Consider the following 21,228-nt stretch of genomic DNA (forward strand, 5'->3'; position numbering starts at 1 on the left):
AGAGAGAGACCAGCCCGACATCATAGGCGCTGCCGGCCTGCGACCACAAGGCGCGGCGGCGGCCACGGCGCCTTTTTTTTGTGCACTGCGGCAAGCCGCCGCCGCGGGCAAGGGCGGCGGACGACAAGTTCACGCCGTCTGGCACCGGATTCCGATCCGTTGATACGAATCAATGATGCCAATGTCACCACCGGCGGATGATGCGCGCATGAATTCCCTCATAGCGTGGTGGAGAGCATCATGAAAAGCTTCAGGATAAGTGCACTTGCACAGGGCGTATTACTGGCAACCTTGCCGTTTGCTGCATCACTGGCGCTGGCGGACGCCGCCGGCAGTCCGGCGGCCCAGTCTCAGCAGGAGATGCACCAGAACATCAACCCCAAGGCGCCGCCGATCACCAAGGTCGAATTCGAGCGCGCCAAGCAGATCTACTTCGAGCGTTGCGCCGGCTGTCACGGCGTGCTGCGCAAGGGTGCCACCGGCAAGCCGTTGACGCCGGACATCACGCTGGGCAAGGGCACCGACTACCTGAAGGTGTTCATCGCCTACGGCAGCCCGGCCGGGATGCCGAACTGGCAGACCTCCGGCGAGATGAGCGAGCAGGACGTGGACCTGATGGCGCGCTACATCCAGCAGGAGCCGCCAACCCCGCCGGAATTCTCGCTGGCTGACATCGAGAAGTCGCGCAAGATCTACCTGCCGGTGGAAAAACGCCCGACCAAGAAGATGAACAGCTACAACCTGGACAACATCTTCTCCGTCACCCTGCGTGACAGCGGCGAAGTGGCGCTGATCGACGGCGACAGCAAGCAGATCATCAACATCATCAAGACCGGCTACGCGGTGCACATCTCGCGGCTGTCCAAATCCGGTCGCTACCTGTACGTGATCGGCCGTGACGCCCGCCTCAACCTGATCGACCTGTGGCTGCCGAAGCCGGACAACGTCGCCGAGGTCAAGGTCGGCCTCGAGGCGCGCTCGGTGGAGACGTCCAAGTTCAAGGGCTTCGAGGACAAGATCGCCGTCGCCGGCACCTACTGGCCGCCGCAGTTCGTGATCATGGACGGCGACACGCTGAAGCCGCGCAAGGTGGTGTCCACCCGCGGCATGACCGTGGACAACGAGTATCACCCCGAGCCACGGGTGGCCTCCATCGTCGGCAGCCACTACAAGCCGGAATTCGTGATCAACGCCAAGGAAACCGGCAAGATCATGATGGTCGATTACTCCGACCTCAATAACCTGAAAACCACCACCATCGACTCCGCCAAGTTCCTGCACGACGGCGGCTTCGACAGCAGCGGTCGCTACTTCCTGGTCGCCGCCAACGCCTCCAACAAGATCGCGGTGGTCGACACCAAGGAAGACAAGCTGGCGGCGCTGGTCGATGTCGGCAAGATCCCGCACCCGGGCCGCGGCGCCAACTTCGTGCATCCGAAATACGGTCCGGTGTGGAGTACCTCGCACCTGGGCAGCGAGGACGTGACGCTGATCGGTACCGATCCGGTGAAACATCCGCAGTACGCGTGGAAGGCGGTCAGCGTGTTCAAGGGCCAGGGTGGCGGTTCGCTGTTCATCAAGACCCATCCGAAATCGAAGAACCTGTGGGTGGATACCCCGCTGAACCCGGATGCCAAGGTCAGCCAGAGCGTGGCGGTCTACGACATCAACAACCTGGCCAAGGGGCCGCAGGTGATCGACGTGGCCGCCTGCGCCAAACTCTCGGACGACGGTGCCAAGCGCGTGGTGCAGCCGGAGTACAACAAGGGCGGCGACGAGGTGTGGTTCTCGGTGTGGAGCGCCAAGAACAAGGAATCGGCCATCGTGGTGGTCGATGACAAGACCCGCAGCTGCAAGGCGGTGATCAAGGACAAGCGCCTGATTACCCCGACCGGCAAGTTCAACGTCTACAACACCCAGCACGACGTTTACTAACCCTCAGCGCGGGCCGCGATCCGGCCCGCCACGGAGATCATCATGAAAACATCCCTGCTTACCGCGCTGCTGCTCAGTGGCGGCCTGCTGCTGGCCACCAGCGCCAACGCCTCGCCGGAGCTGGCGAAGAAGTACAACTGTTTCGCCTGTCACGGCATGGACAAGAAAGTGGTCGGCCCGGCGTTCAAGGACATCGGCAGCAAGTACAAGGGCCAGAACATGCAGGCCAAGCTGGAAGAGAAGGTGAAGAAGGGCGGCGCCGGCAGCTTCGGCCCGATCCCGATGTCGCCCAACCCGCAGGTGCCGGATGCCGACATCAAGCTACTGGTGAAGTGGGTGCTGGCGCAGTAAGCCCCGCATCCCGACGCGCGCCGGCCCGCTTTGGGCTGGCCGCCGCGGCACGGACTTTGATCGCAGCAGGCGCCGCCTGCTGCCGTGAAAGCCTGACCGGAATCCCGCCATGAAACTGCCTGCCTGTTGCCGTACGCTGACCGCCAAGTGCCTGCTGCTGGGCTGTTGCGCCGCCTTGTTCATCTCCGAAGCCGTTTATGCCGACAGCGGCATCGTCTCCCCCGCACCGCAACGCGTCGCCGAGCTGCGTCACCTGCTGCGCGAGGACTGTGGCGCCTGTCACGGGCTGACCCTCAACGGCGGCCTTGGCAGCCCGCTGACCGCCGCCGCGCTGGCCGGCAAGCCCGGCGACAGCCTGGTCGCCACCTTGCTCGATGGTCGTCCCGGCAGCGCGATGCCGCCGTGGCGGCCGTTCATGAGCGAGGCCGAGGCGCAGTGGCTGATCCGGCAATTGCAGCAGGGGGTGACACCATGAAGGCGATGACAAGGTTGGCCGCAGCGGCGGCTGCCATGCTGCTGCTGGCCGGTTGCGCCACGCCGGCGCTGCGCGGCAGTGGCGATCTCGGCGTGGTGATCGAGCGCGCCGCCGGCAGCGTGCAGGTGGTCAGCAACAGCAGCAACACCATGCTGGCGCGCATCGGCGGGCTGGGCGACCTGTCGCACGCGTCGCTGGTGTACAGCCGCGACGCGCGCTACGTGTACGTGTTCGGCCGCGACGGCGGCATCAGCAAGGTCGACATCCTCGCCGGCAAGCTGGTGGCGCGGGTGCTGCAGGCCGGCAACAGCATCGGCGGCGCCATCTCCAGCGATGGCCGCATCGTGGCGGCGCAGAACTACAGCCCGGGCGGGGTCAAGCTGTTCGACGCCGACACGCTGGCGCTGCTGGCCGACATTCCGGCGCTGGACGACAAGGGCCAGCCGTCCAAGGTGGTCGGCCTGGCCGACCTGCCGGGCAACCGCTTCGCCTTCAGCCTGTTCGAGGCCGGCGAGATCTGGGTGCTGGACGCGGCCGACCCGCGCGCGCCGCAAGTCACCAAATACCGCAACGTTGGCCGCAATCCCTACGACGGCCTCGCCAGCAGCGACGGCCGCTACTACATCGCCGGCCTGTACGGCGACGACGGCCTGGCCCTGCTGGACAACTGGCAGCCGCAGGCCGGGGTGCGCCGCATCCTGCCCGGCTATGGCCAGGGCCGGGACAAGCAGCCGGTGTACAAGATGCCGCACCTGCGCGGCTGGAGCATCGCCGGCGACTACGCCTTCCTGCCGGCCATCGGCCTTCACGAGGTGCTGGTGGCGGACAACCGCAGCTGGCAGGAGGCGGCGCGGGTGCCGGTATACGGCCAGCCGGTGTTCGTGATGGCGGAGCCGTCCGGGCGCCGCGTGTGGGTGAACTTTGCCTTTCCGCACAACGACACGGTGCAGGTGATCGACGTGCCGACGATGCAGGTGATCCGGACGCTGAAACCGGGACGCGCCATCCTGCACATGGAATTCACCGCCCGTGGCGACGCGGTGTGGCTGTCCAGCCGCGACGACGACAAGCTGGTGGTGATCGACACCGCCACCTTCCAGACGCGGCGCGAACTGCCGGCGGCCAACCCTTCTGGCATCTTCTTCAGCTGGCGTGCCGGCCGGATGGGGATGTGATGGGCGCGCCGCGAGAACCTGACTCGCCGCTGCTGGCGCTGCTGGACCGCTACCAGCGCGACTTTCCGTTGCAGCCGCAGCCATTCCGCCTGCTGGCAGAGCAGGCGGACATGAGCGAGCACGCCCTGCTGGCGGCACTGGCGCAGGCGCGCGCCGACGGCCTGCTTGGGCGCCTCGGCGCGGTGTTCGCCCCCAATACCGTCGGCGTCAGCACGCTGGCGGCGCTGGCGGTACCACCGGCGCAGCGCGACGCCATCGCCGCACAGATCAGCGCGCTGCCGCAGGTCAACCACAACTACGCGCGCGAGCACCACTACAACCTGTGGTTCGTGCTCACCGCGCCGGATCGCGCCGGCATCGACGCCGCGCTGGCGCAGATCGCCAGCCGCACCGGCTACCCGCCGCTGGACCTGCCGCTGCAGCACGAATACCACATCGACCTCGGTTTCGCGCTGGGGGCGAGCGGCCCGTCACGGCGGCCAACCCTGAGCCCGGCCGCACCGCGGCTGGACGACGGCGACCGTCGCCTGATCGCGGCGCTGAACGGGGGCATCGCGCTGCAGCCGCGTCCGTTCGCACTGCTGGCCGACGCCTGCGGCCTTGCCGAGGACGAGGTGCTGCAGCGGCTGCAACACTGGGTCGCCAGCGGCGTCATCCGCCGCTTCGGCATGGTGCTGCGCCATCACGAGCTGGGCTTCCGCGCCAACGCGATGTGCGTGTGGCAGGTGCCGCCGGCGGCGCGCGACGCCATCGGTACGGCGCTGGCCACCGACCCGGCGGTGACGCTGTGCTACGCGCGGCCGCCGCAGGGCGCGCACTGGCCGTACAACCTGTTCTGCATGATCCACGCCCGCGATGCCGCCAGCGCCCGCGCCGAGGCGCAAAGGTTGGCCGCAAGCCACGGCCTGGCCGCGCTGCCGCAGGCGGTGCTGATTTCCACCCGCCGCTACACCCAGCGCGGCGCCCGTTACTGACCGGAGTCCTGCCATGAACGCACCACTGCCCCTGGCCGCGCCCGCCGCCGACACCTCGCACGCGGCCGACGTGCCGGATGCGACGCTGGACGCGCTGGACAGCCTGATCATCGACACGCTGCAGGGCGGTTTTCCGCTGCTGCCGCGCCCGTATGCCGCCGTCGCCGACAGCATCGGTCTGGGCGAGGCGGTACTGCTGAAACGGCTGCAACGGTTGCTGGCCGGCCGGGTGCTGACCCGTTTCGGCCCGATGTACCAGATCGAGCGCATGGGCGGCGCCTTCGTGCTGGCGGCGCTGGCGGTGCCGGAGGCGCGCTTCGACGCGGTGGCGGCACAGGTGAACGCCTTGCCGGCGGTGGCGCACAACTACCGCCGCGAGCACCACTTCAACATGTGGTTCGTGCTGGCCACCGCCACCCCCGGCGGCATCGCCGACGCCATCATCGACATCGAGACCGCCACCGGCCTGCGCGTATACGACTTTCCCAAGCTGCGCGAGTACTACGTCGGCATGCGCTTTACCGTTGGCGGCCAGGCACCGGTCGGCACGCTGCCGGACAGCACACAGGGCAATCACGAGGTAGAGCTGGACGAGCGCGACCGGCAGCTGATCCGCGCCAGTCAGGGCGGACTGCCGCTGCTGCCGCAGCCGTACCGGGAGCTGGGCGATATGCTGGCGATGACGGAAGACGAAGTCTGCCAGCGCCTGGGGCGCATGCTGCAAAACGGCGTCATCCGCCGCATCGGCGCGGTGCCCAATCACTACGCCATCGGCTACGCCGCCAACGGCATGGCGGTGTTCGATGTCGACGATGCGCAGATCGACGCGCTGGGCGAGCGGGTCGGCGGCCTGCCGTATGTCAGTCACTGCTACCGCCGGCTGCGCCGGCTACCGCAGTGGCCGTACAGCCTGTTCGCGATGTGTCACGGCAGCAGCCGCGACGAGGTGATGCAGCAGGTGGCCGCCATCCGCCAGCTGCTGGGTGCCGCCTGCCGCGGTCACGAGGTGCTGTTCTCCACCCGCATGCTGAAAAAGAGCGGGCTGCGCATCTGAGTCCGCGCCGCGTGTCGCTGCGCTGCCGGGCATTTTTTTTGCCGGCGGCACTGGCAATTGTCACGGCTATCGCCAACACTGCAGTCAGCGGCAGTACAGATGCATGAATGGTTTGCAGGCACTGCCCGCCAATATCAATTGCCGGTATGCTTGCCGATATGGAAACCAACACCTGCGCGCCGCTGGGCAATTTCATCGACCTGATGCTCGACGCCATCTGCGTGGTCGACGCCGAGGGTCGTTTCGTATTTGTCAGCGCCGCCTGCGAACGTATTTTCGGCTACGCGCCGGAAGAGATGATCGGCAAGCCGATGATCGAGCTAGTGTTGCCGGAAGACCGGCCGCGCACGCTGCAGGCGGCCAACCAGATCATGGCCGGCCAGCCCAAGCCCCACTTCGAGAACCGCTACCTGCGCAAGGACGGGCAGGTGGTGCACATCATGTGGTCGGCGCGCTGGTCGGAGCGCGAGCAGGTGCGCGTGGCGGTGGCGCGCGACGTGACCGAACTGAAGCAGGCGGCCTCGATGCAGGCGGCGCTGTACGCCATCTCAGAGGCGGCGCACGCGGCGGAGGACATGCTGGCGCTGTTCCGGCGCATACACCGCATCATCGGCGAGCTGCTGCCGGCAGACAATTTCTCGGTGGCGCTGTACGACGCGGCGCGCGACCAGCTGAGCTTTCCCTACCACGCCGATGTGCAGGAGCCGACGCCGCTGCTGCGCAAGCCGGCCGCCGGCACGCTCTGCGCCGAGGTGATCCGTAGCGGCCAGCCGCTGTTGCTGACCCCGGAGACGCTGGTCGATTTTCCGGCGCACCTGCGCCAGATCGTTGGCCGCAAGTCGCTGTGCTGGCTGGGGGTGCCGCTCAATTCCTCCAAGGGCACCATCGGCGCGCTGGTGCTGAAAAGCTACTGCGGTGGCGTGCGCTACGGCGAAAAGGACAAGGAGCTGCTGCAGTTCGTCTCCAACCAGATCGCCACCGCCATCGAGCGTCACCAGCTGCACGCGCGGCTGCAGTACATGGCGCAGTACGACGAGCTGACCGGGCTGCCCAACCGCGGCCTGCTGTTCGACCGCCTGCACACTGCACTGGCGCGGGCGCGGCGCGAGCAGGGGCGGCTGGCGCTGCTGTATCTCGATCTCGACAAGTTCAAGCAGGTCAACGACACCCACGGCCACGCGGTGGGCGACCAGCTGCTGCACGCGGTGGCCAGGCGGCTGCAGCAGTGCGTGCGCGAGGCCGACACCGTGGCGCGCATCGGCGGCGACGAATTCGTGGTGCTGCTGGAAAGCCTGCAGCAGCCGGAACACGCGCTGCCGACCGCCGACAAGCTGCGCGGGGCACTGGACCAGCCGCTGACCATCGACGGCCACAGTCTGCGCATTCTGCCCAGCATCGGCATCGCGCTGTATCCGGAGCACGGCGACACCGCACAGGCGCTGCTGCGCCACGCCGACGACGCGATGTACCAGGTGAAGAAGGGCGGCGAGCCGTACCTGCCGTTACCGCAGGATCATTCCTTGCCCGGTGACGGCGGTTGTGCGCCGCAGCCGGCGTGAGCGTTACGGCGATGCCGCGCCGCGGCTTGAAGCCTGCGCTGGCCGCGCCTGTATGAAGGGCGCGGCGCAGTCCGCCGGCGACACGCCCGTGCTGAGCGCGCGGCGTTAGCGTCCGAATCCCGAATCCGGCTAGCGTAAACCGCTGCGCCAGACAAAACGTTGGCCGCAAGCACTTGGTGCTTGCGGCCAACGTTTTCATGCAGCCCGCTCAGCTGGCGGCGGGTGCCGGCAGCTGCTGACGGCCCCAGCGGTTGACCCACAGCGAGGCCAGGATCACCGTGCCGCCCAGTGCCAGGCGCGGCAGGTCGGCGTCGCGGTTCCAGATCAGCACGTTGACCAGCAGGCCGGCCGGCACGTGCAGCTCGTTCATGATCGCCAGCGTGCCGGCGCTGACGCGGGTGCTGCCCTTTACCCACCAGTACATGCCCAGCGCGGTGGCGAACAGCCCCATGTACACCAGCACCCCCCACTGCATCGCGGTATGCGGCAGACGCGCCGGGTTGCCGAAGATCAGGTAGGACGGCAGCGCCAGCAACAGCGCACCGAGGAAGAAATGGCCGAAGAAGCAGTGCAGCGGCTGCGACACCGGATATTGCTGCAACAGGCGGCGGCACAGCACCTGGCCGGCGGCAAAGGTGGCATTGGCCAACTGCAGCAGCAGGAAGCCGGTCAGGTACTCGCCCTCCAGCGGCTGGAAGCGGATGATGATGCCGCCGCCGACCGCCACCGCGGCCGCCAGCAGCGCCCAGCGGTTGAAACGGCGCGCCAGCGCGTCGTCGAGCAGGGTGACGTAGATCGGCGTCAGCACCGTGAACAGCAGCACCTCCGGCACGGTCAGCACGCTGAAGCTGCGGTACAGGCACAGGTAGGTGACGCCGAACTGCAGCGCGCCGGCCAGCCAGAAGCCGGCCACCAGCCGCGCCGGCAGTCCGCGCCAGACGGTAAACGGCAGGAACACCGCGGCGGCGATCAACACGCGCAGCAGCACGGCGAAGTCGCTGTCGACCTTGCCGGCCAGGTATTCGCCGATCAGGCTGAAGGAAAACGCCCACAGGATGGTAACGATGATCAGGTGACGCATGGAATGGCTTTGCAATGTCGGGACGGGTGGCGATGATAGGCGATGGCGCGCCGCTTGGGAACGGCGGGCGCCAGCGTATGGCGCGGCAGGCACTACAATGAAGTAAGCGCCGCAGGGCGCGAAACGGTAACGGCCTGTCCGCCGTCATGCGGCCGAGGCGGGTCGCGGAGGGACGCATCATGACATCCTTACGCAAGCAGCGCGGCTGGTATAACGGCGCCTATTTATTCACCGCCATCTTCGTGCTGGTGCTGTTCATGTCGCAGCCGTGGTTGCCGCTGTTGCTGCTGGCGGCGCTGGCCGGCGCCGGCATCGTGATCGGCATCGCGCGCGGCGGCCACTACCTGAAACAGTGGCTGAGCCAGCATAGTCCGGACTGGCATTGGCACCGGCACTGAGCGACATGGCCGGCCGGACCGGCAAGCCTTGACTGCGGTCAAGGAGCGCGGGCGGGACAAGTCCGACGATGACGCCATCGTCATTGCCGGAGGCTGTCATGTTGCGCCTCACCCACTACCTGCAAAGCCTGCTGCAACCCGCTCCCGTCGCACCGCCGCGCCAGCCTGGCGGCCCGGTGCTGATCTGGAACCTGATCCGCCGCTGCAACCTGACCTGCCAGCACTGCTACTCCATCTCCGCCGACAAGGACTTCGCCGGTGAACTGAGCACCGCCGAGGTGTTCACGGTGATGGACGACCTGAAGGCCTTTGGCGTGCCGGTGCTGATCCTGTCCGGCGGCGAGCCGCTGCTGCGCCCGGACATCTACGACATCGGCCGCCGCGCCAAGGAAATGGGCTTCTACGTCGGCCTGTCCAGCAACGGCACGCTGATTGATGCGGCCAACGTTGGCCGCATCGCCGACGTCGGTTTCGACTATGTCGGCGTCAGCCTCGACGGCATCGTCGCCACCCACGACAAGTTCCGCCGCCTGGACGGCGGCTTCGCGCTGGCGCTGAACGGCATCCGTCTGGCACGCGACGCCGGCATGAAGGTTGGTGTGCGCTACACCATGACCGAGGACAACGCCCACGACCTGCCGGCGCTGCTGCAGCTGGTGAGCGACGAAGGCATCGACAAGTTCTACTTCTCGCACCTCAACTACGCCGGGCGCGGCAACAAGCACCGCGACAGCGACGCCCGCCACGCGCGCACGCGCTGGGCGATGGAGCTGTTGATCGAGTCCTGTCTTGCCCACCTGCGTGCCGGCAAGGCGAAGGAATTCGTCACCGGCAACAATGACGCCGACGGCGTCTACCTGCTGCAGTGGGCGGCGCGGCACTATCCCGAGCAGCTGGACGCCTTGCGCCAGCGCCTGACGCAGTGGGGCGGCAACGCCAGCGGCGTCAACGTCGCCAATATCGACAACCTCGGCAACGTGCACCCGGACACCATGTGGTGGAAGGTGACGCTGGGCAATGTGCGCGAGCGGCCGTTTTCCGAGATATGGCCGGATGTGTCGCACCCGCTGATGGCCGGCCTCAAGCAGCGGCCGCGGCCGGTGCACGGCCGCTGCGCAGCCTGCGCCCATCTGGCGATCTGTAACGGCAATACCCGGGTGCGGGCGTGGGAGCTGAGCGACGACTTCTGGGCTTCCGATCCGGCCTGTTACCTCAGCGACGCCGAGATCGGCGTGGCGGACGGCGCCTATCCGCTGCCGCAGCTGACGCCATGGCAGCGCATCACGCCGGTGGTGGGGGGCAGCCGATGAAACTCGCCAGCCTGTTACTGGCCGCCATCGCCAGCCTGCCGCTGGCGGCCACCGCCGCCAATCCCGCCGATCTCTACCAGCAGCACTGCCTCAGCTGCCACGGCGCGCAACGCATGGGCGCGATGGCGCCGGCGCTGCTGCCGCAGAGCCTGGAGCGGATCAAGCCGGCCGAGGTGCTGGCGGTGATCCGCGACGGCCGCGCCGCCACGCAGATGGCCGGTTTTGCCGGCAAGCTGTCCGACGCCGACATCGGCGAGCTGGCCGCCTGGCTGGCCACCCCGCCGGCGACGCCACCGCGCTGGCGCGAGGCGGATACCGCCGCGTCGCGCATTCAATACCTCGATCCGGCCAAGCTGCCGCCGCGGCCAGGCTTTGCGGCCAACGTTGATCCGCACAACCTGTTCGTGGTGGTGGAGGCCGGCGATCACCATGTCACGGTACTGGACGGCGACCGTTTCACGCCGCTGACCCGCTTCAAGAGCCGCTTCGCGCTGCACGGCGGGCCGAAGTTCTCGCCCGACGGCCGCTTTGTCTACTTTGCCAGCCGCGACGGCTGGGTGACGCAGTACGACCTGTACACGCTGCAGCCGGTGGCCGAGATCCGCGTCGGGCTGAACACCCGCAACGTGGCGGTATCCGGCGACGGGCGCTGGGTGCTGGCCGGCAACACCCTGCCGGAGACGCTGGTGCTGCTCGACGCCAACGGCCTGAAGCCGGTGAAGACCATCGCGGTGCGGGATCGCGCCGGCAGGGCGTCGCGGGTGTCGGCGGTGTACGACGCCGCGCCGCGGCAGAGCTTCGTGGTGGCGCTGAAGGACGCCGCCGAGCTGTGGGAAATCTCCTACAACCCGCAGGCCGACAAGATTTATCCCGGCCTGGTGCACGACTACCAGATGGGCGAGGGCTTGGCGCTGCCCGGCTTCCTCAATCCGCGGGTGACGCCGCTGTCCATGGTGCTGGATGACTTCTTTTTCGATAGCGGCTACCGTCACGTGATGGCGGCCTCGCGCGACGGCCAAGCGCAGGTGATCAACCTCGACGCGCGCAGCAAGGTGGCGACACTGCCGCTGGACGGCATGCCGCACCTGGGCTCCGGCATCACCTTCGAGCAGGATGGCCATCACTACATGGCGACGCCGAACCTGAAGGGCGGCCGTGTGACGGTGATCGACATGGACCGCTGGCAGGTGGCGGCCAACATCGCCACCCCGGGGCCGGGCTTCTTTCTGCGCAGCCACGAAAACACGCCCTATGCCTGGGTGGACGCGATGATGTCTCCACGCCGCGACACGCTGTCCATCATCGACAAGCGCAGTTTCAAGGTAGTACGCGAGCTGACGCTGCGGCCGGGCAAGACCAATGCCCACGTCGAATTCACCCGCGACGGCCGCTACGCGCTGGTCAGCATCATGGAAACGCCGGGTGAGCTGGTGGTGGTCGATGCGGCGACGTTCAAGGAGGTGGCCGCGCTGCCGATGATGAAGCCGATCGGCAAGTACAACGTGTACAACAAGGTGACGCGGTCGGAAGGCACCAGCCATTAGCGCCGGCCAGGCCTGATTCAGCGACCACACCGGCCACGAACGGCTGACCATGCCGGCCAGGGTTGGCCGCAGGCGGCGGGGCACGACTAGCTCTTTCGGCTAGGGTGCCACCGCCTTTTGGCGCATGGTGGCGCGCACCGGCCGCGCGTAGCCTTGCAGCATCCCCCTACGCGCGGGTGCGACATCCGCAGGAAAACAGCAATGAACCAGATTGATATTCGGACCTTTTTGCAGCATCAGCCACTGTTCCAGCAGCTGTCCGAGGCGCAGCGCGAGGCGCTGGTGCCCGGCACCCGCGAGGTGCGCGGCCAGAAGGGGCAGGTGATCTTCCAGAAGGGCGATCCCTGTGACGGCATGTATCTGGTGGTGTACGGCAAGGTCAAGCTGGCGCTGACCGCGCAGAACGGCACCGAGAAGGTGATGGAAATCCTGCACCCGAGCCAGAGCTTTGCCGAGGCGGTGATGTTCCTGCGCCGGCCGTGTCCGGTGATGGCGCAGTTTGTCGAGGACGGCCTGCTGCTGCATGTCAGCGCCGAAGTGATCTTCGGCGCCATCGCGCAGGACCCGGCCTTTGCCCAGCGCATGCTGGCCGGGCTGTCGTTGCGCCTGCACAGCCTGGTGCGCGACGTGGAACGCTACTCGGTGGAGAGCGCGGTGCAACGCGTGGTCGGCTACTTGCTGCAGGTGGAAGACGACGCCAGCAGCGGCTCGGTGGTGCACCTGCCGGTCAACAAGAACCTGATCGCGTCCCGGCTGAACCTGACGCCGGAAACCTTCTCCCGCGTGCTGCACCAGCTGGCGGACGAGGGCCTGATCGAGGTGCGCGGCCGCGATATCGTGCTGAAGGACCTGGAGTCGCTGCGCGACTTCGGCTTTGCCTGAGCCGGCCGCACCGTCGTACTGAATTTGCACTGAGCACACCGCCCCCGCCGTAGCGGCCGGGGCGGTGTTGGCATTGCGGCCAACCTTGCCGTGCCGTCGCCGGATTTCAGTGTCCGTGAAAAGGCGACGCCAGCGGCCGCGGCCCGATGCCGGCGCGGCGATCCAGGTGCCCGGACCAGCTGGTCAGCCCCACCGCGCCCAGCACCACCAGCGCGCCGATCCACGGCGTGGCCAGCAAGCCCAGCTTGCTCACGATCAGGCCGCCGCCCCAGGCGCCGCCGGCGATGCCGACATTGAAGGCGGCGATGTTGAGCCCGGAGGCCACGTCCACCGCATGCGGTGTTTCGCGCTCCGCCTGCTGCACCACGTACACCTGCAGGCCGGCGACATTGCCGAACGCCACCGCACCCCAGGCCAGCACCGTCAGCAGCACCAGCCACGGCGAGCTGGCGGTAAAGGTCAGCACCAGCAGCACCAGCGCCAGCAGCAGGAAGATGATCTGCAGCGCGCGCACCGGCCCGTGCCGGTCGGCCAGTTGCCCGCCCCAGATATTGCCGAATGCCACCGACACGCCGTACACCAGCATGACCAGTCCGACACTGGACGGCGCGTAGCCGCTGACCTGCTGCAGGATCGGCGCGAGGTAGGTAAAGGCGATGAAGGAACCGCCATAGCCCAGCGCCGTCATCGCGTACACCAGCAGCAGCCGTGGCCGGCCCAGCACCGCCAGCTGGGTGAGCAGGCCGCCGGTCGCCGGGGTGGTGATGTTGCGCGGGATCAGCAGCAGGCTGCCGACAAAGGCGATCACCCCCAGCAGCGACACCGCCAGAAAGGTGCTCTGCCAGCCAAAGTGCTGGCCGATCCAGGTACCCAGCGGCACGCCGCTGACCAGTGCCACGGTCAGGCCGGAGAACATCAGTGCAATCGCGCTGGCCGCCTTGTCCTTGGCCACCAGGCTGGTGGCGATGGTGGCGCCGATGGAGAAGAACACGCCGTGCGCCAGACCGGTCAGCACGCGGGCGGCCATCAGCGCCTGGTAGCCCGGCGCCTGCCACGCCACCAGGTTGCCGATGGTAAACAGCGCCATCAGTCCCAGCAGCAGTGGCTTGCGCGGCAGGCGGCTGCTCAGCGCGGTGAGTACCGGTGCGCCGATGGCCACCCCCAGCGCGTACAGGCTGACCAGCAGGCCGGCAGAAGGCAGCGATACCTGCAGGTTGGCGGCAATGGTTGGGATCAGCCCGACAATGACAAATTCGGTGGTGCCGATGGCAAAGGCGCTGAGCGTCAGCGCCCACAGGGCAAGAGGCATGATGTGCTCCGGTTGGTGGGTGTGCGGCGATTGTCACCGCTTGCCAGCCACGGAAAAACCGTCTCTACTGGCAAATACTTTTGACTGGGAGTCAATAATGATTGCCACCGATGCGCTGATTGCCTTTGTCGCAATCATAGATGGCGGCTCATTTTCCGCCGCCGCGGCCCGGCTGCAGCAGACGCCGTCCGGCATCAGCCGCACCCTGTCGCGGCTGGAGGCACAGCTGGGGGTGCGCCTGATCACGCGCACCACGCGCCGGCTGGAGCTGACCGAAGAAGGGCGCTGGCTGCTGGAGCGCGCCCGCGACATCCTGGCGCGCCTGGGCGACACCGAGGCCCGGCTGCAGGCCAGTGCCGCCGCACCGGCGGGCGTGGTGCGCGTCAATGCCGCCAGCCCGGTGTTGAACCATCTGCTGGCGCCGCTGGTGCCCGGCTTCCTGGCCGCCTACCCGCAGATCCGGCTGGAGCTGACCGGGGCGGAAGCGATTGTTGACCTGATCGAGGAGGGGGCCGATGTCGCCATCCGCGTCGGTGCGCTGGCGGATTCCACCCTCAACGCGCGCCTGCTCGGCAGCAGCCCGTTGCGGCTGGTGGCGGCGCCGGACTACCTGCAGCGCTGCGGCCAGCCGACACAGGCCGCGGCGCTGGCGCAGCACCGCCTGCTCGGTTTCAGCAGTCCGGCAGCGCTGAATGTGTGGCCGCTGGCACAGGCGGGGCAGCACGGCTGGCCGGTCGAACCGGCGCTGAGCGCCAGTAGCGGCGAGACGCTGCGCCATCTGGCGCTGGCCGGCGCCGGCATTGCCTGTCTCGCCGATTTTCTGGTTGGCGACGACCTGCGCGCCGGCCGGCTGCAGCCGGTGCTGGCGGCCGAGGTGCTGCCGTGGCGGCAGCAGGTCTGGGCGGTGTTCTACAAGCAGGGGCAGCTGGCACCGCGGGTGGCGTGCCTGGTCGACTATCTGGCCCGGCAGCTGCCGCTGCAGCGTAGCTAGGGCGATCCGCGCCGGCGGCGGTGTTACCGTGCGCAGGTCGATATGGGGCAGGCGGCCGCCGCGCGCGGCCCGCCGGGTTGCGGCCAACCTTGGTGCGAGACACGGCAGCTTCGCTGCGCCGGGAGGCCCGCTCGCGCTGCTGCGTGGCGGTAAGCCAGGCAGCAGCGCTGGGCCGCGGTATTGCCGGTGTAATGGGGCACGCGCCGGACCGGGAACGGTGCCTGCTCCGGCGCGGCGGCGGCCTCAACGGCTGATGATCTGGTCGAAGATCGCGCCATCGTCAAAGTGGGTTTTCTGCGCGCGGGCCCAGCCGCCGAACACCCGGTCGATGGTGAACAGCCTCACCTTGCTGAACTGGGCGGCGTACTTGGCGGCCACCTTGGCGTCGCGCGGGCGGTAGTAGTTCTGCGCCGCCAGCTCCTGCCCCAGCGGGCTGTACAGGTAGCGCAGGTAGGCCTCCGCCACCTTGCGCGTGCCGCGCTTGTCGACCACCTTGTCCACCACGCTCACCGGCGGCTCGGCCAGGATCGACACCGACGGCACCACGATGTCGAACTTGTCCGGCCCCAGCTCCTTGCTGGCGAGGAAGGCCTCGTTTTCCCACGAGATCAGCACGTCGCCGATGCCGCGTTGCGAGAAGGTGACCAGCGAGCCGCGGGCGCCGGAATCCAGCACCTTCACGTTGCGGTAGATCTTCTGCACCAGTGCGCGGGCGCTGGCGTCGTTGCCGCCGGGCTGTTGCAGCGCGTAGCCCCACGCCGCCAGGTAGTTCCAGCGTGCGCCGCCACCGGTTTTCGGATTGGGGGCGATCACCTCCACCCCGGGGCGGGCCAGGTCGTTCCAGTCGCGGATGGCTTTCGGGTTGCCCTTGCGCACCAGCAGCACGATGGTGGAGGTGTACGGCGTGCTGTTGTGCGGCAGGCGGCTTTGCCAGTTGGCCGGCACCAGCGCGCCGTTCTTGTTCAGTTCGTCGATGTCGTTGGACAGCGCCAGCGTCACCACGTCCGCCTCCAGCCCGTCGATCACCGAGCGTGCCTGCTTGCCGGAGCCGCCGTGCGACTGCTTGACGCTGACGGTTTCGCCGGTTTGCGCTTGCCAGTGCTTGGCGAAGGCGGCGTTGAACTCCTGGTACAGCTCGCGCGTCGGGTCGTAGGACACGTTGAGCAGGCTGACATCGGCAATGGCCGTTTGGCTCAGCAGGCTGGCAAACAGCAGCGCGCCGGCAAGTGGTTTCAGTTTCATGGGTGCACCCCGGTGTTGAATGTGACTGTCATTGTCCGGGGGCGGCCGGCGGCGGTGAACCAAGCAAAATTCACAAGCTAATCAACGCTGGCGGCCGATGCCGGGGCGGACCCGTTGCGGCCAACGTTGTGGCGGCGACAACGCAACACAGGCCGCGCCCGCAGGCCGGCCTGTGTTGTGCTGCGTGGCCGTTCAGAACGGCTTGTCGCCCAGAATGGTGGCGCGGTGCATGATGCGGTGCGCAGGGCGGTAGTCGTCCACCGCGTAGTGCTGGGTGACGCGGTTGTCCCAGAACGCGATGTCACCCGGCTGCCAGCGCCAGCGCACGCTGAACTCCGGCTTGGCAAAGTGGGCAAACAAAAACGCCAGTAGCGCGTCGCTCTCCGCCGGCGGCAGCTCGTTGATGCGGGTGGTGAAACCGTCGCTGACGAACAGCGCCTTGTCGCCACTCACCGGGTGGGTGCGGATCACCGGATGGTTGACCGGCGGCGTGCTGCGGCGGGTGGCCTCGTAATTGGCCAGCGCCTCCGGCGTGTGGCCGAAGCGCTCCAGCGGGAACGACTTGGTGAAGTCGTGCGTCGCGGTCAGCCCGTCCAGCAGCTGCTGCAGGCGCGGCGACAGCGCGGCGTAGGCGGCGGTGCCGCTGGCCCACAGCGTGTCGCCGCCGTATTCCGGCAGCTGCCGTGCCACCAGCACCGAGCCCAGCGGCGGGGTGTCGATGAAGGTGACGTCGGTGTGCCAGATGGCGTTGTCGCGCAGGTCGTTCAGCGCGGTATCCAGCACCATGATCTGCGGCGTGTCCGCTATCTTCGGGTACAGCGGGTGGATGTGCAGGTCGCCGAACCAGGCGGCGAAATCGCGCTGCTGCTGCGGGCTGAGGTCCTGATTCCGGAAAAACAGCACCTGGTGTTGCAGCAGCGCGGCGCTGAGCGCCTGTTGCCGTGCGCTGTCCAGCGGCTGTGCCAGGTCGATGCCGCTGACGATGGCGCCCAGTGCCGGGCTGAGGCGGGTGAAGTGCAGACTCATGACGGTAATCCTTTCAATGGTGTTGGCCGTGCCACGGGGTAAGGCGCTGCTGCAGCCGGCGCAGGCCCAGCTCCAGCGCGAAGGCGACCAGCGCGATGACGATGATGCCGAGCACCACCACGTCGGTGACCAGGAACTGCGCGGCGGACTGGATCATGAAGCCCAGCCCGCGGGTGGCGGCGATCAGCTCTGCCGCCACCAGGGTCGACCAGCCGGCACCGAGGCCGATGCGCACGCCGGTGATGATCTCCGGCAGCGCGCCGGGCAGGATCACGTGGCGCAGCAGCTGCCAGCGGCTGGCGCCCAGCGACAACGCCGCCTGTTGCCGCAGCTGGCTGACGCTGGTCACGCCGTGGGCGGTGGCGATCAGCACCGGCGCCAGGATGGCGAGGAAGATCAGCAGCACCTTGGACAATTCGCCGATGCCGAACCAGATCACGATCAGCGGCAGGTAGGCCAGCGGCGGCAGCGGGCGGTAGAACTCGATCACCGGATCGAGCAGGTGCCGCGCCAGCGGAAACACGCCGATGACGATGCCCAGCGGGATGCCGACGACGACCGCCGCCAGCAGTGCCAGCAGCATGCGTTGCAGGCTGGCCAGCAGGTGCTGCGGCAGAGTGGCGTCCATGTAGCCGCCGGCCAGCAGCTCGCCGAACTTGGCCAGCACCGCTTGCGGCGGCGGCAGGAACAGCGGCGCAATCAGCCCGCTGGCGGTGAGCGCCCACCACAACAGCAGCAGGCTGGCGATGCTGAGCGCCGCCCAGTGCGCCGCTTGCGGCTGCCAGCGGCGGCCGGCCGGGGCGGGCGTGGCAGGCGGATTGCCGAAGTCGAGGGTGTCGGGCACCGCGATCAGGGCGGGTGGAGTGGTGGGCATCAGGCGGCCTCCTCGTGACCTTGTCGGAACAGGCTGTGCAGCAGCGATTCGCGCAGTGCGATGAATGCCGGATCGGACTTGATGGCGCGCACGTCCTCGCCGGCGCGGTAGCGCTGGTTAAAGGTTGGCCGCAAGCGCTGCACGATGCGCCCCGGCCCCGGCGACATCAGCACCAGCTCGGTGGCGAGGAACAGCGCCTCCTCGATGTCGTGGGTGATCAGGAACACGCCGCGCTGCGACTGCTGCCACACACGCAGCAGCAACTGCTGCATCTGCTCGCGGGTGAACGCGTCCAGCGCGCCGAACGGCTCGTCCAGCAGCAGCACCTGCGAGCGGCTGGCCAGCGCGCGGGCGATGCCGACGCGCTGGCGCATGCCGCCGGACAGCTGCCAGGTACGCTTGGAGGCGACATCGGCCAGCCCGACCAGGCGCAGGGTGTCGGCGACGATGTGCTCACGCGCCGCCGCGTCCGCCCCCTGCAGCTTGAGGCCGAAGGCGACGTTGTCGTGCACGTTCAGCCACGGCAGCAGCGCGTCGTGCTGGAACACCACCGCGCGCTCCACCCCCGGCGCCGTTACCGGCTGGCCGGCAAACAGCACCCGGCCCTGGCTGGGCGCGATGAAACCGGCCAGCACCCCCAGCAGCGTGCTCTTGCCGCAACCGGACGGCCCCAGCGCCACCAGCAGTTCGTCACGCGCGAGACTCAGCGACACCTGGTGCAGTGCCGGCTGCGACTGGCCGGGGTAGGTGACGCCAAGCTTGTCGACTTGTAGCAGGCTCATGGTCGGCTCCGTCTAGCGCAGCGCGGCGTTGATGAACTGGTTGGTGACGTAGGGCGTGTAGCTCGGCTGCAGGCTGTCGACCTTGCCCTGCGATTTGAGGAAGGCGGCGGTATCGCCGACCGCCTTCACCAGCGGCTGTTGCAGCAGCTTGCTCTGCTCGGCCAGCGACGGGTAGATATTGCCCGGCAGCAGCGCGCTGACTTCCTCCGGCTTGCTGCCGGTGAGGCGGGCGATCTTCGCCACGTTGGCCGCATTGCTGGCGAAGCCTTTCGGGTCCTTGTTGTAGCGCTCGAACACCTTGCCGGTGACGCTCACGAACTGCTTGAGGAAATCCGGATTCCTGGCGGCGAAGTCCTGGCGCACGATCCACAGATCGTAGGTCGGCGCACCCCATTTGCCGACTTCGGCCGAGCTGGTCAGCACCTTGCCGCTGGCGCGCACCTTGCCCAGTGCCGGCTCCCACACATAGGCACCGTCGATGTCGCCACGCTGCCAGGCGGCGGCGATTTCGCTGGGGCGCAGGTTGAGGATGGTGACCTTGCCGGCATCCACTTTCCAGTGCTTGAGCGCCGCCAGCAGGCTGTAGTGGGTGGTGGACACGTACGGCACAGCGATCTTCTTGCCGACCAGATCGGCCGGCTTGCTGATACCGCTGCCGTTGCGCACCACCAGCGCCTCGGATTCGCCGATCACGCCGGTGACGAGGAAGGTCTGGATCGGCAGGCCGCGGCTGGCGGCGGCGGCCAGCGGGCTGGAGCCGATATTGCCGATCGGCACGTCGCCTGAGGCGACCGCGGCGATCACCTCGGCGCCGCTCTCGAACTTGCGCCAGTTGATCTTCTTGCCGGTGGCTTTTTCGTAGTCGCCGTCGGCTTGCGCCACCTTGGACGGGTCGACGCCGGTCTGGAACGCGATGGTGACGCCGTCGTCGGCAACGGCGGTGCCGGCAACAAAGGCCAGCGACACAAACAGGGAAACGAGGGCAGGGCGGGTCATGGCAATCTCCAGTGGTGTATCGTTTGCAATGACACCATTAAAAAGAGAAACCGGCGGACGGGGAAATAACAAAAGCCGCACCTTATATTCAGCGCCAGCTGCGGTATTTATCGGTTAAATGAATAAGCGCCACTAACAAAACCCCTGATCCTGCGTTGTGCCTCCTTGCCGTACTCATTGTACTGTCTGCGTCGGCGCGCCTTGGTTCAGGTGTTCTGCGAGGTTTTATTAGCGGCGCTAAGTCGGTAATTAAATGACGGGTGGTGTTGTGAATAAAGCAGATGGCGATATCGGTTTTATCTATAAATCGGCAGCGAATTGGCGGGTAAAGTGCGCTCTGCTATTACTGATGAATATTAGCCATGAAACGCTTCAAGCAGTCGAAGGGTTTTCCGGCGGGATTTAACCCGCAACAATTAAGCGGTTGTCAGCAACTGCTGGCCGCCTTGCCGTATCCCGCGCAATTGCACTGGAACGAGCGCGAGGTGTTTGCCTGCTTTGACGGCTGGTGGCTGACCAGCGAGTTCTTCCCGGTGGCCAGCTTCTACGACGCGGCCCCGCAGCGGGCGCACTACGCGGCGCGGCTGCGCATTCACGGCCGCTTCGGCCAGAACCTGCCGGCCAACTGGCTGTTCGCGCTGAACTACGGCGAAAGCAAGACCGTGTCGCTGCTGAAGCTGATCCGCGTGCTGCACCTGCTCAATCACCTGGGGCGCAACGATGTCGCACTGCCGCTGCGCATCGATCTCGATCCGCGCATCTGCCACGCCTTCAGCGACCGCATCATCGACTTCACCACGGCACTGCTGGCGCAGCTGGGGCTGGCCAGCCAGCAGGTGATGTTCCTGCTGTTCATCAACCAGCCCACCTCCGAGCTCGGGGTGGCGCTGGTGCGCCGCTACCGCGAGCAAGGCCATCTGGTGGGGCTGGGCGGCTTTGGCGACAGCGGGCACGACTTGTCGCGGCTGTGGCGGCTGGAGCCGGATTTTGTCTGCCTGTCGCCGCGCTTCATGCGCCGCGCCGTGATGTATCCGCAGGTGCGCGACCAGCTGCTGGCGCTGATGCCGCAGCTGGTGGCGCAGGGCTTCGCGCTGGGGGTGGAGGAAATCGTGTGCGACAACATGCTGGCCATGGCGCAGCAGATGCAGGCGCGCTATTACGCCGGGCAGCTGGTGTCGCAGCGGCTGGCGCCGGCCTGATATGCAATGCAGCGCGCGCCGGATAAGCAATGCACTTTTGCTTGGTTCCCTGGCGCCGGCCGGCTGCCTAT

The 21,228-nt window shown here is 67.4% G+C and carries 20 protein-coding genes; 13 read left to right on the top strand and 7 right to left on the bottom strand.

The features are described 5' to 3' along the window. Nucleotides 1-240 precede the first annotated feature (240 nt). From NOM55_RS00840 to NOM55_RS00870, 7 genes are all read left to right on the top strand, one after another. The gene (locus tag NOM55_RS00840; RefSeq protein WP_255907036.1) at nt 241-1,935 is read left to right on the top strand and encodes a nitrite reductase; all 1,695 of its coding nucleotides are present in this window, start codon (nt 241-243) and stop codon (nt 1,933-1,935) included. Nucleotides 1,936-1,977: 42 nt separating this feature from the next. After that, nucleotides 1,978-2,286, top strand: coding sequence for a c-type cytochrome (locus NOM55_RS00845; protein WP_047967249.1), 309 nt, complete (start codon nt 1,978-1,980; stop codon nt 2,284-2,286). Nucleotides 2,287-2,395: 109 nt separating this feature from the next. Continuing rightward, the gene (locus NOM55_RS00850) at nt 2,396-2,761 is read left to right on the top strand and encodes a cytochrome c (RefSeq protein ID WP_120809606.1); all 366 of its coding nucleotides are present in this window, start codon (nt 2,396-2,398) and stop codon (nt 2,759-2,761) included. Further along, on the top strand, nt 2,758-3,936 hold the full coding sequence (locus NOM55_RS00855; protein WP_305118815.1) for a cytochrome D1 domain-containing protein: 1,179 nt from the start codon (nt 2,758-2,760) through the stop codon (nt 3,934-3,936). The genes NOM55_RS00850 and NOM55_RS00855 overlap by 4 nt, the downstream gene beginning before the upstream one ends. Further along, on the top strand, nt 3,936-4,910 hold the full coding sequence (locus NOM55_RS00860; protein WP_255907039.1) for an Lrp/AsnC family transcriptional regulator: 975 nt from the start codon (nt 3,936-3,938) through the stop codon (nt 4,908-4,910). The genes NOM55_RS00855 and NOM55_RS00860 overlap by 1 nt, the downstream gene beginning before the upstream one ends. Nucleotides 4,911-4,923: 13 nt before the next feature. After that, complete coding sequence (locus tag NOM55_RS00865; protein ID WP_255907042.1) at nt 4,924-5,964, top strand: Lrp/AsnC family transcriptional regulator; 1,041 nt, start codon at nt 4,924-4,926, stop codon at nt 5,962-5,964. Between the two features lie 158 nt (nt 5,965-6,122). Continuing rightward, complete coding sequence (locus NOM55_RS00870; RefSeq protein WP_255907044.1) at nt 6,123-7,523, top strand: diguanylate cyclase domain-containing protein; 1,401 nt, start codon at nt 6,123-6,125, stop codon at nt 7,521-7,523. A 208-nt stretch (nt 7,524-7,731) separates the two neighbouring features. On the opposite strand, the gene NOM55_RS00875 is transcribed toward NOM55_RS00870, so the two are convergent. Then, nucleotides 7,732-8,604, bottom strand: a complete 873-nt coding sequence (locus NOM55_RS00875; protein WP_255907048.1) for an EamA family transporter — start codon at nt 8,602-8,604, stop codon at nt 7,732-7,734. Between the two features lie 179 nt (nt 8,605-8,783). Here NOM55_RS00875 and NOM55_RS00880 point away from each other — a divergent pair, with 179 nt between their 5' ends. The 4 genes from NOM55_RS00880 (at nt 8,784) to NOM55_RS00895 (ending at nt 12,738) form a co-directional block, all read left to right on the top strand. After that, nucleotides 8,784-9,002 (top strand): hypothetical protein, encoded by a 219-nt coding sequence (locus tag NOM55_RS00880; RefSeq protein WP_047967253.1) that lies wholly within the window; start codon nt 8,784-8,786, stop codon nt 9,000-9,002. A 98-nt stretch (nt 9,003-9,100) separates the two neighbouring features. Beyond that, the gene (gene nirJ, locus NOM55_RS00885) at nt 9,101-10,312 is read left to right on the top strand and encodes a heme d1 biosynthesis radical SAM protein NirJ (protein WP_255907050.1); all 1,212 of its coding nucleotides are present in this window, start codon (nt 9,101-9,103) and stop codon (nt 10,310-10,312) included. Further along, on the top strand, nt 10,273-11,856 hold the full coding sequence (locus tag NOM55_RS00890; RefSeq protein ID WP_255907052.1) for a nitrite reductase: 1,584 nt from the start codon (nt 10,273-10,275) through the stop codon (nt 11,854-11,856). The genes nirJ and NOM55_RS00890 overlap by 40 nt, the downstream gene beginning before the upstream one ends. A 201-nt stretch (nt 11,857-12,057) precedes the next feature. Next, on the top strand, nt 12,058-12,738 hold the full coding sequence (locus NOM55_RS00895) for a Crp/Fnr family transcriptional regulator (protein ID WP_255907053.1): 681 nt from the start codon (nt 12,058-12,060) through the stop codon (nt 12,736-12,738). A 106-nt stretch (nt 12,739-12,844) separates the two neighbouring features. On the opposite strand, the gene NOM55_RS00900 is transcribed toward NOM55_RS00895, so the two are convergent. Continuing rightward, a complete protein-coding gene (locus NOM55_RS00900) occupies nt 12,845-14,047 on the bottom strand; it encodes an MFS transporter (RefSeq protein ID WP_255907054.1) in 1,203 nt (400 codons plus the stop codon). A gap of 97 nt (nt 14,048-14,144) precedes the next feature. Between NOM55_RS00900 and NOM55_RS00905 the strand changes: the two genes are divergently transcribed. Beyond that, entirely contained in the window at nt 14,145-15,038 is an 894-nt protein-coding gene (locus NOM55_RS00905; protein ID WP_255907055.1) for a LysR family transcriptional regulator, read from the top strand. A gap of 243 nt (nt 15,039-15,281) precedes the next feature. On the opposite strand, the gene NOM55_RS00910 is transcribed toward NOM55_RS00905, so the two are convergent. From NOM55_RS00910 to tauA, 5 genes are all read right to left on the bottom strand, one after another. Next, nucleotides 15,282-16,280, bottom strand: coding sequence for a sulfate ABC transporter substrate-binding protein (locus tag NOM55_RS00910; RefSeq protein ID WP_255907056.1), 999 nt, complete (start codon nt 16,278-16,280; stop codon nt 15,282-15,284). A gap of 192 nt (nt 16,281-16,472) precedes the next feature. Further along, nucleotides 16,473-17,306, bottom strand: coding sequence for a taurine dioxygenase (tauD, locus tag NOM55_RS00915; protein ID WP_047967260.1), 834 nt, complete (start codon nt 17,304-17,306; stop codon nt 16,473-16,475). 13 nt (nt 17,307-17,319) lie between these two features. Beyond that, complete coding sequence (tauC, locus tag NOM55_RS00920; protein WP_255907062.1) at nt 17,320-18,180, bottom strand: taurine ABC transporter permease TauC; 861 nt, start codon at nt 18,178-18,180, stop codon at nt 17,320-17,322. Then, nucleotides 18,180-18,962, bottom strand: coding sequence for a taurine ABC transporter ATP-binding subunit (tauB, locus tag NOM55_RS00925; RefSeq protein WP_370687850.1), 783 nt, complete (start codon nt 18,960-18,962; stop codon nt 18,180-18,182). The genes tauC and tauB overlap by 1 nt, the downstream gene beginning before the upstream one ends. Nucleotides 18,963-18,974: 12 nt before the next feature. After that, entirely contained in the window at nt 18,975-19,958 is a 984-nt protein-coding gene (gene tauA, locus NOM55_RS00930; RefSeq protein ID WP_255907066.1) for a taurine ABC transporter substrate-binding protein, read from the bottom strand. Nucleotides 19,959-20,320: 362 nt separating this feature from the next. On the opposite strand from tauA, the gene NOM55_RS00935 reads away from it, so the two are divergent. Beyond that, nucleotides 20,321-21,157 (top strand): EAL domain-containing protein, encoded by an 837-nt coding sequence (locus NOM55_RS00935; protein WP_255907068.1) that lies wholly within the window; start codon nt 20,321-20,323, stop codon nt 21,155-21,157. Nucleotides 21,158-21,228: the final 71 nt, after the last annotated feature.

The sequence above is a fragment of the Vogesella sp. AC12 genome, from assembly GCF_024437575.1.
Lineage (GTDB): Bacteria > Pseudomonadota > Gammaproteobacteria > Burkholderiales > Chromobacteriaceae > Vogesella > Vogesella indigofera.